Origin of the sequence: Streptomyces hirsutus, assembly GCF_001418415.1 — a bacterium.
Classification (GTDB): Bacteria; Actinomycetota; Actinomycetes; order Streptomycetales; family Streptomycetaceae; genus Streptomyces; species Streptomyces hirsutus.
Map to the genome: position 1 here is coordinate 1 of NZ_LIQT01000237.1, position 9,356 is coordinate 9,356.

Here is a 9,356-nt window from a genome sequence, read left to right on the forward strand (position 1 = left end):
CGGCCGCGGCCGCTTCGACGTCCTCAACATCGACGTCAGCTGGACCTCGGAGTTCGCCGCCGGCGGCTGGATCCGCCCCCTGCCGCGCGACCGCTTCCCGCTGGACACCTTCCTGCCGGGCGTCGTGGACACCGCGACCTACGACGGCCTGCTGTACGCCGTCCCGTACGTGACCAACGCCGGGCTGCTCCTGTACCGCGCGGACGTGCTCGACGCCGAGGGCGTGGCGCCGCCGCGCACCTGGGCCGAGCTGGAGCGGGCCGCGAAGACCCTCGCCCCGGCGCACGGACTCGACGGCTACGCCGGCCAGTTCCTGCCCTACGAGGGCCTGACCGTCAACGCGGCCGAGGCCGTCTACTCGGCGGGCGGCACCATCCTGGGCGACGAGGGCGAGCGCGTCACCGTCGACTCCCGGGCGGCCCGCGAGGGCATCGGGTTCCTCGCCCGCGGGGTCCGCGACGGCTGGATCCCGCAGGAGGCGCTGACCTACAAGGAGGAGGAGTCCAAGCAGGCCTTCCAGGACGGCGGGCTGCTCTTCCTGCGCAACTGGCCCTACGCCTACGTCGCCGCGTCCGCCGAGGGCTCCGCGGTCGCCGGGAAGGTCGGCGCCGTACCCCTGCCGGGGCCGGACGGGCCGGGGACCAGCGTCCTCGGCGGCTCCAATCTCGCCGTCGCCGCCCACGCGCGGCACCCCGACTCCGCCGCGCGGCTGATCGCGTACCTCACCAGCGAGCCGGTCCAGCGCCAGGTGCTCACCCGCGGCGCCCTGCCGCCCGTACGGGCCGCGCTGTACGACGATCCCGGACTGGTCCGGCGGTTCCCGTACCTGCCCACGCTGCGCGAGAGCGTGCTCGCCGCCGCCCCGCGCCCCAAGAGTCCGCGCTACGACCAGGTGAGCCTGGTCGTGCAGGCGGTGGTGCGTGACGCGATGACGGGGCGGCAGACGCCCGAGTCGGCGGTGCGACGGCTGGCGCGCGAACTCGCCGCCGTCTCCGCGCGCTAGCCGCGCCGTCTGCGGAGCGCACTCCGGGGCCCGCGCCCGCCCGGCTCCCGGGTCTCCCGCCCGGACCGCCATGTCTAGTTACCCGTTAAGTAACGTGAACGTCTCAACGGTGCCCGCTATGCCCGAGTGGGTGGTGATTGGTCCACGGCAACTGCCGGACAGCTTGCGCCCGTTCATTGACACCCCCGCGACACACCTACTTAACATGCATGCATAACGGCGAGGACGCCGTCGGCCCGGGACTCCCGGGTCTCCGCACGCACAGACAGGTCGACGTGGTGAGCCCCAAGCACATCGACACCCACCGCTGGTGGCGCGACGCAGTGATCTACCAGGTGTACGTCCGCAGCTTCCTGGACAGCACCGGCGACGGCATCGGCGATCTCGCCGGGGTCAGGGCGGGCCTGCCCTACCTGAAGAAGCTGGGTGTGGACGGGATCTGGCTGAGCCCCTTCTACCCCTCGCCGCAGCACGACCACGGCTACGACGTGGCCGACTACCGCGACGTCGACCCGGTCTTCGGCGACCTCGCCGAGTTCGACCTGCTGGTCGGGGCCGCCCGGCGGCTCGACGTCAAGGTGCTGCTGGACATCGTCCCCAACCACTGCTCCAGCGAGCACCCCTGGTTCCGCGAGGCGCTCGCCGCGCCCCCCGGCAGCCCGCAGCGCGCCCGTTTCCACTTCGCCGACGGCCGCGGACCGGACGGTGCGACACCGCCCAACAACTGGCACGCCATGTTCGGCGGGCCCGCCTGGACCCGCGTCACCGAACCGGACGGCCGGCCCGGCCAGTGGTACCTGCACATGTTCACGCCCGAACAGCCGGACTGGAACTGGCGCAACCCCGAGATCGCCGCCGACTTCGACCGCACCCTGCGGTTCTGGCTGGACCGGGGCGTCGACGGCTTCCGCATCGATGTCGCCGCCGGTCTGTTCAAGCACCCGGAACTGCCCGACTCCCCGGACCCGGAGGCCGACGCCCGCACCCGCGACTCGGTCAACCCGCTGGCCTGGAACCAGCCCGAGGTGCACGACGTGTGGCGGCACTGGCGCGCGGTGTGCGAGGAGTACACCGCCCGCGACGGCCGCGAACGGCTCCTGGTCGGCGAGGTCTCCGTGCCGACCGCCCGCGAACACGCCCGGTACGTCCGCCCCGACGAGCTGCACCAGGCCTTCTTCTTCGACCTGCTCGGCGCCCCCTGGGACGCCGACGCCTTCCGCAAGGTCATCTCCGAGGCCATGCAGGACATCGCCGGCACCGGCTCGACCGTCACCTGGGTCCTCAACAACCACGACCAGGTCCGCACCGTCACCCGCTACGGCGAACCCGCCCCCCAGGGCAGCGGCCTCGGGACCGCCCGCGCCCGCGCCGCCGCGCTGCTGATGCTGGCGCTGCCCGGCGCCGCCTACATCTACCAGGGCGAGGAACTGGGCCTGCCCGAGGTCGTCGACCTCCCCGACGACGTGCTCACCGACCCGATCTTCCACCGCACCGGCAGCCGCGCCCGGATCCGCGACGGCTGCCGGGTGCCGCTGCCCTGGTCGGGACAGGCCTCCCCGTTCGGCTTCACCTCCGGCGCCGAAGGGGCCGCACCCTGGCTGCCGCAGCCCGAGTGGTTCGCCGAGCACGCCACCGACCGGGCCCTCGCCGACACCCGTTCCTCCTGGCACCTCTACCGCGACGGCCTGCAACTGCGCTCCACCCTGCCCCAGCTGGGCGAGGGCACGCTGCGCTGGCTGGAGACCCCGCCCGACGTCCTGGCCTTCACCCGCGCCGACGACCTGGTGTGCGCCGTCAACTTCGGCACCGCCCCCGTACCCGCTCCGGTCCCCGGCATCCCGCTGCTCGCCAGCGGCCCGTGCCCGCCCGGAGTCCTGCCCGGCTCCACGGCCGCCTGGTGGATCAGCGACTCCTGAAACCCGCTCACTTCACGTATCCCGAAAGCTCCCGAACGCATTTCCGAACGTTTTCCGAAGGGACATCAACGATGATGCGACGACGTACCACCCTGCTCACCGGCTGCACCGCCCTGGTGCTCGCGCTCGGCGCCACCGCCTGCGGCTCGGGCGAGCCCGTCGCGGCCGGCGGCGGCGACAAGGCACTCGACGGCCGGACCGTCTCGGTCGCCGGCGTCTGGTCCGGCAGCGAGCAGAAGAACTTCCAGAAGGTGCTGGACGCCTTCACCGAGAAGACCGGTGCCAAGACGGAGTTCGTGTCCACCGGCGACAACGTCTCCACCGTCGTCGGCAGCAAGATCGAGGGCGGCAACGCCCCCGACGTCGTGATGGTCCCGCAGGTCGGCGTGCTGAAGCAGTTCGCCGAGCAGGGCTGGCTCAAGCCGCTGGACAAGAAGGTCCAGGGCACCGCGGAGGCCAACTTCGCCGAGGTGTGGCGCAATTACGGCAGCGTCGACGGCACCCTGTACGGCCTCTACTTCAAGGCCGCCCACAAGTCGACCGTCTGGTACAGCCCCGAGGCCCTCGAACAGGCCGGGGTCACCCCGCCGAAGACCTACGACGCCATGCTGAAGGGCGGGCGCACGATCTCCGACTCCGGCCTCGCCGCCTTCTCGGTCGCCGGACAGGACGGCTGGACGCTGACCGACTGGTTCGAGAACGTCTACCTCTCCCAGGCCGGCCCCGAGAAGTACGACGCCCTCGCCGCGCACGAGATCAAGTGGACCGACCCGACGGTGGTCGAGGCGCTCACCACCCTCGGCGACCTCTTCAAGGACAAGCAGCTCCTCGCGGGCGGCCAGAAGGAAGCGCTGAACACCGACTTCCCCGGCTCGGTGGAGAAGGTCTTCGGACCCGAGCCGGACGCCGCCATGGTCTACGAGGGCGACTTCGTGGCCGGCGTCGCCAAGGACCAGTTCGGCAAGGACATCGGCACCGACGCGAACTTCTTCCCGTTCCCGCCGGTCGGCGACGGCGAGGCCCCGGTGGTCAGCGGCGGCGACGCGGCCGTGGTGCTCAAGGACGGCAAGAACGCCGAGGCCGGCATGGCGCTCCTGGAGTACCTGGCCACACCGGAGGCCGCCGCCGTGTGGGCCGAGGCCGGAGGCTTCCTCTCCCCGAACACGAAGCTCGACCTCTCCTCCTACGGCGACGACGTCACCCGCGCCACCGCCAAGTCCCTCGTCGAGGCCGGCGACTCGGTCCGCTTCGACATGTCCGACCAGGCCCCGGCGGCCTTCGGCGGCACCAAGGGCACCGGCGAGTGGAAGATCCTCCAGGACTTCCTGCGCGACCCGTCCGACCCGAAGAAGACCGCCGCCGAGCTGGAGAAGGCTGCGGCCAAGGCGTACGGGAACTGACGGCCATGACCGCCACCCTGGTGAAGGAGGCGAGCCCTCCGGCTCCCTCGCACCCCGATCGTGCCCGGCGCCGGCGCCTGCGCCGGCGGGGGCGGATCGTCGCCGTGCTGTTCGTGCTGCCCGCACTGCTCCTGCTGGGCGCGCTGGTCGTGTACCCGGTGCTGTTCTCCGTCGGCCGCAGCCTCTTCGACGCCTCCGGCACCCGGTTCGTGGGCGGCGAGAACTACACCGAGATGTTCCGCGACCCGGCCACCCTCAAGGCCGTCCGCAACACCGCGATCTGGGTCGTGATCGCCCCCACCCTGCTCACCGGCCTCGGCCTGATCCTGGCCGTGCTGGTGGAGAAGGTCCGCTGGGCCACCGCCTTCAAGCTGCTGCTGTTCATGCCGATGGCGGTGTCCTTCCTGGCGGCCGGCATCATCTTCCGGCTCGCCTACGACGACGACCCCGACAAGGGTGTGCTGAACGCCGCCGCCGTCACGGTCCACGACGCCTTCAAGGGCAGTTCCTCCTACCCGACGGCCCGCGCCCGCGAGGCCGTCGGGGGCGGGGGAGGGGGCGCCGGACCGAGCCTGACCAAGGAGGCCGACGGCGCCTACACGACCGGCGCGGACCTCTCGCCGGGCACCGTCACCGCCCTCGGCCTGGTCGGTGTCGCCCCCAAGGACCTGCCCGACGACGCCGCGCCCGCCCACCCGGCAGCCACCCGCCAGGAGGCGGGCGCCGACGAGGTCCGCGGAGTGGTCTACCTCGACTTCACCCCCGGCGGGGGAGGGGAGCCGGGCGTGGTCGACCGGCAGGAGAGCGGACTGCCCGGGATGACGGTCGAGGCGGTCCGCGACGGACGGACCGTCGCGAGCACGACGACCGCCGCCGACGGCTCGTTCCGCTTCACCGGCCTGGACGGCGGCTCGTACGCGGTCAAGCTGCCCGCCGCCAACTTCGCGCCCCCCTACGACGGCATCTCCTGGCTCGGACCCACCCTGGTCACCCCGGCGATCATCGGGTCCTACCTGTGGATCTGGACCGGGTTCGCGATGGTGCTGATCGGCGCGGGACTCTCGGCCCTGCCGCGGGACGCGCTGGAGGCGGCGCGGATGGACGGCGCGAACGAGTGGCAGATCTTCCGCCGGATCACCGTCCCGCTGCTCGCACCGGTCCTCACCGTCGTCTTCGTGACCCTGGTGATCAACGTGATGAAGGTCTTCGACCTCGTCTACATCATCGCGCCCGGACCCGTGCAGGAGGACGCGACCGTGCTCGCGACCCAGATGTGGCTGGTGTCGTTCGGCGGCGGAAACGACCAGGGGATGGGCAGCGCGCTCGGCGTGCTGCTCCTGCTGCTGGTCGTCCCCGCCATGGTCTTCAACGTCCGCCGCTTCCGAAGGAGTCAGCGATGAACGCGATCCGGCGCGGCCTGGGCAACGCCGTGGTGCAGGCGTTCCTGGTCGTGATCGGCCTGGTGTGGATGACCCCGCTGGCCGGCCTGTTCCTCTCCTCGCTGCGGTCCGCACAGGACACGGCCAAGGGCGGCTGGTGGACGGTGCTCGCCAGCCCCGGGCAGCTGTCCTTCGACAACTACGCGGCCCTGCTGAAGAACTCGGGGATGACGCAGGCGTTCTGGAACACCGTGCTGATCTCGGTGCCGACCACGGTCCTGGTCGTGGTCGTCGCGGCGCTCGCCGGATACGCCTTCGCCTGGCTGGACTTCCCCGGACGCGACGCGATCTTCCTGCTCGTGGTGGCGCTGCTGGTGGTCCCCGTGCAGATCGGGCTGCTGCCGGTCGCCAAACTCTTCGGCCAGCTGGGGCTGTTCGGCACCATCCCCGGCGTCGTGCTGTTCCATGTGGCGTACGGGCTGCCGTTCGCGGTGTTCCTGCTGCGCAACTACTTCGCCGAGATGCCCAAGGAAATGCTGGAGGCCGCCCGGATGGACGGCGGCAGCGAATGGCGCATCTTCACCCGGCTGATCCTGCCCGTCGGGCGGCCGGCGATCGCCAGCCTCGCCATCTTCCAGTTCCTGTGGGTCTGGAACGACATGCTGGTCGCCCTCCTCTTCGCCGACAGCTCCTCGCAGCCGCTGACGGTGGAACTCCAGTCGCAGATCCGCCAGTTCGGCAGCAACATCGACGTGCTCGCGCCGGGCGCGTTCCTGTCCCTGGTGGTGCCGGTGGCCGTGTTCTTCGCCTTCCAGCGGCACTTCGTGCAGGGGGTGATGGCGGGCTCGGTGAAGTGACGGACACCGTCCCGCCCGGAACGCACGGACCCCCGCTTCCTGACGAAGCGGGGGTCCGTGCGTGTCGTGCGCCGCGGGCGCTACGCCGACGCCGGTGGATACATCGACCGCGGCAGCTGCGAGGCCGCCGCCGCGTCCAGCAGCCACAGGGTGCGGGCCCGGCCGTACGCGCCCGCCGCCGGGGCCTGGATCTCGCCCGCGCCCGACAGGGCGATCGCCGCGGCCTCCGCCTTGTCCTCGCCGGCCGCCAGCAGCCACACCTCGCGGGCCGCGCGGATCGCCGGCAGGGTGAGCGTCACCCTGGTCGGCGGCGGCTTGGGCGCGCCGTGGACGCCGACCACCGTGCGCTCCGTCTCCCGGACCGCGGGCAGCTCCGGGAAGAGGGACGCCACGTGCGTGTCCGGGCCGACGCCCAGCATCAGCACGTCGAACTCCGGCACCCCGCCGTGGTCCGTCGGCCCCGCGGCACGCGCCAGCTCCTCGGCGTACGCGGCCGCCGCCGTGTCCACGTCGGTGCCGTGCGGTCCGTCGGACGCGGGCATGGCGTGCACGCGCTCCGGGTCCAGCGGCACCGCGTCGAGCAGCGCCGCGCGGGCCTGGGTGACATTGCGCTCCGGGTCGCCGTCCGGCAGGAACCGCTCGTCGCCCCACCACAGGTCGATCCGGCCCCAGTCGACCGCGTCCCGGGCGGGCGCCGCCGCGAGCGCGGCCAGCAGGCCGTTGCCGTTGCGGCCGCCGGTCAGGACCACGGACGCCGAACCCCGCGAGGCCTGCGCGTCCACGACCCTGGTGATCAGCCGGGCCGCCGCGGCCTGGGCCATCAGCTCCTTGTCGCGGTGCACGACGAGCTGCGGTGCCCTACTCACTTCGCCACCGCCCGGTTCACCGGTGCCTGCGCCGGCGCCGGGCCCCGGGCACCTTCCGCAGCTGCTTCGACGGGAGCGGGACTCCCTGCTCCTTTGGCCGGCGACTCACCGGCCGGCCGCTTCCCGGAGTCACCCGACGCCTCGGGCTCCCGCGCCGCCGCCTTCGGAGTCCCCGACGCCTCGTCGAGCGCCCGCGACACCTCGTCGAGCGCGCTCGACGCCTCGGTCAGCCCGCGCGACACCGCCGCCAGCCGCTCGCCCGACGGCGCCTTCGGCGCCCCCGGATCCGCCGCCGGCCTGTGCGCCGGGTTCCTCAGCCGCTCGACCCCGTACCGCAACGCCGACGCGTACGTGTCGTCCGGGTCCAGCCGGCGCAGCTCCTCCGCGATCAGCTCCGACGTGACCCGGCGCTTGAGCGCCACCGCACGCTTGGGCTGCCCCTGGATCGACAGCGTCGCCAGCGAACCGTCGGCCCGGTCCAGCACGATCGGGCCGCAGTCCGTCGTCAGACGGACCGCCGTGAGCCCGGGGCCGGCGGACAGCGAACGCTTCACGGGGACGTCCAGCCGGTCCGCGAGCCACATCGCCAGCAGCTCGCAGCTCGGGTTGGACTCCTCGCCCTCCACCTCGACGCCCTGCACCTCGCAGGTCACCTGGTCCAGGGCAGCCGCCAGCATCGAACGCCAGGGCGTGATCCGGGTCCAGGACAGGTCGGTGTCGCCCGGGGTGTAGGAGTCGGCACGGACCGCGAGTTCCCGTACCGGCTGCTCGCAGGCGTAGGTGTCGGTCACCCGGCGCTGGGCCAGCGCTCCCAGCGGATCGCCCGCCGGGTTCGGCGGGGCGTTGACCGGCCACCAGACCACCACCGGGGCGTCCGGCAGCAGCAGCGGCAGCACCACCGACTGGGCGTGGTCGGCGACCTCGCCGTACAGCCGCAGCACCACCGTCTCACCGGTGCCCGCATCCGCGCCGACCAGCACCTCCGCGTCCAGCCGGGACCGCGTACGGTCGCGGTGCGAGCGGGAGACGCGCTTGATGACGACCAGGGTGCGCGAGGGATGCTCGCGCGAGGCGTCCCCGGCGGACTTCAGCGCGTCGTAGGCGTTCTCCTCGTCGGTCACGATGACCAGGGTGAGCACCATGCCGACCGCCGGCGTGCCGATGGCCCGGCGGGCCTTCACCAGCGACTTGTTGATCTTGCTGGCCGTGGTGTCCGTGAGGTCTATCTTCATGGCCGACGCCAGCTCCGTCCGTCTCGCTCGAGCATGTGGTCCGCCTCGACGGGCCCCCAGGTGCCGGCCTGGTACTGGGCCGGCCTGCCGTGGTGGTCCCAGTACTCCTCGATCGGGTCGAGGATCTTCCAGGACAGCTCGACCTCCTCGGTGCGGGGGAAGAGGTTGGAGTCGCCGAGCAGGACGTCGAGGATGAGCCGTTCGTACGCCTCCGGGCTGGACTCCGTGAACGACTCGCCGTAGGCGAAGTCCATCGACACGTCCCGGATCTCCATCGAGGTGCCGGGGACCTTCGAGCCGAACCGCACCGTGACACCCTCGTCCGGCTGCACCCGGATGACGATGGCGTTCTGCCCGAGCTCCTCGGTCGCCGTGGAGTCGAACGGAGAGTGCGGCGCCCGCTGGAACACCACCGCGATCTCGGTGACCCGGCGGCCCAGCCGCTTGCCGGTGCGCAGGTAGAAGGGGACGCCCGCCCAGCGGCGGTTGTCCACGCCCAGCTTGATCGCGGCGTAGGTGTCGGTGTTCGAGGAGGCGTCGATGCCGTCCTCCTCCAGATACCCGACCGCCTTCGCGCCTCCCTGCCAGCCCGCCTCGTACTGCCCGCGCACGGTGTCCCGGCCCAGGTCCTTCGGCAGCCGCACGGCGCCGAGCACCTTGGTCTTCTCCGCGGCCAGCGCGTCCGCGTCGAAGGAGGCCGGCT

Annotated in this window: 8 protein-coding genes; 5 read left to right on the plus strand and 3 right to left on the minus strand. The window is 72.3% G+C overall.

All coding sequences use genetic code 11. From position 1 onward, the window contains the following. The 5 genes from AOK11_RS18550 to AOK11_RS18570 form a co-directional block, all read left to right on the plus strand. The coding region (locus AOK11_RS18550; protein WP_055594840.1) for an ABC transporter substrate-binding protein at window positions 1-1,003 on the plus strand (1,003 nt) is incomplete at its 5' end. Between the two features lie 293 nt (window positions 1,004-1,296). Then, window positions 1,297-2,919 carry a glycoside hydrolase family 13 protein gene (locus AOK11_RS18555; RefSeq protein WP_055594845.1) on the plus strand — a complete coding sequence of 541 codons (1,623 nt, stop codon included), beginning with the start codon at window positions 1,297-1,299 and terminating at the stop codon, window positions 2,917-2,919. A 71-nt stretch (window positions 2,920-2,990) separates the two neighbouring features. Beyond that, window positions 2,991-4,319, plus strand: coding sequence for an ABC transporter substrate-binding protein (locus AOK11_RS18560; RefSeq protein ID WP_055594841.1), 1,329 nt, complete (start codon window positions 2,991-2,993; stop codon window positions 4,317-4,319). Window positions 4,320-4,324: 5 nt separating this feature from the next. Further along, window positions 4,325-5,719, plus strand: coding sequence for an ABC transporter permease (locus tag AOK11_RS18565; protein ID WP_055594842.1), 1,395 nt, complete (start codon window positions 4,325-4,327; stop codon window positions 5,717-5,719). After that, a complete protein-coding gene (locus AOK11_RS18570) occupies window positions 5,716-6,555 on the plus strand; it encodes a carbohydrate ABC transporter permease (RefSeq protein WP_055594843.1) in 840 nt (279 codons plus the stop codon). The genes AOK11_RS18565 and AOK11_RS18570 overlap by 4 nt, the downstream gene beginning before the upstream one ends. A gap of 80 nt (window positions 6,556-6,635) precedes the next feature. Here the strand turns inward: AOK11_RS18570 and pgl are convergent, their stop codons facing one another. The 3 genes from pgl to AOK11_RS18585 form a co-directional block, all read right to left on the minus strand. Then, entirely contained in the window at window positions 6,636-7,421 is a 786-nt protein-coding gene (pgl, locus tag AOK11_RS18575; RefSeq protein ID WP_079034937.1) for a 6-phosphogluconolactonase, read from the minus strand. Further along, window positions 7,418-8,653: a glucose-6-phosphate dehydrogenase assembly protein OpcA gene (opcA, locus tag AOK11_RS18580; protein WP_055594844.1), complete on the minus strand. Its 1,236-nt coding sequence runs from the start codon at window positions 8,651-8,653 to the stop codon at window positions 7,418-7,420. The genes pgl and opcA overlap by 4 nt, the downstream gene beginning before the upstream one ends. Next, on the minus strand, window positions 8,650-9,356 hold a 707-nt coding region (locus tag AOK11_RS18585; RefSeq protein WP_167353811.1), incomplete at its 5' end, for a glucose-6-phosphate dehydrogenase. The genes opcA and AOK11_RS18585, both read right to left, overlap by 4 nt.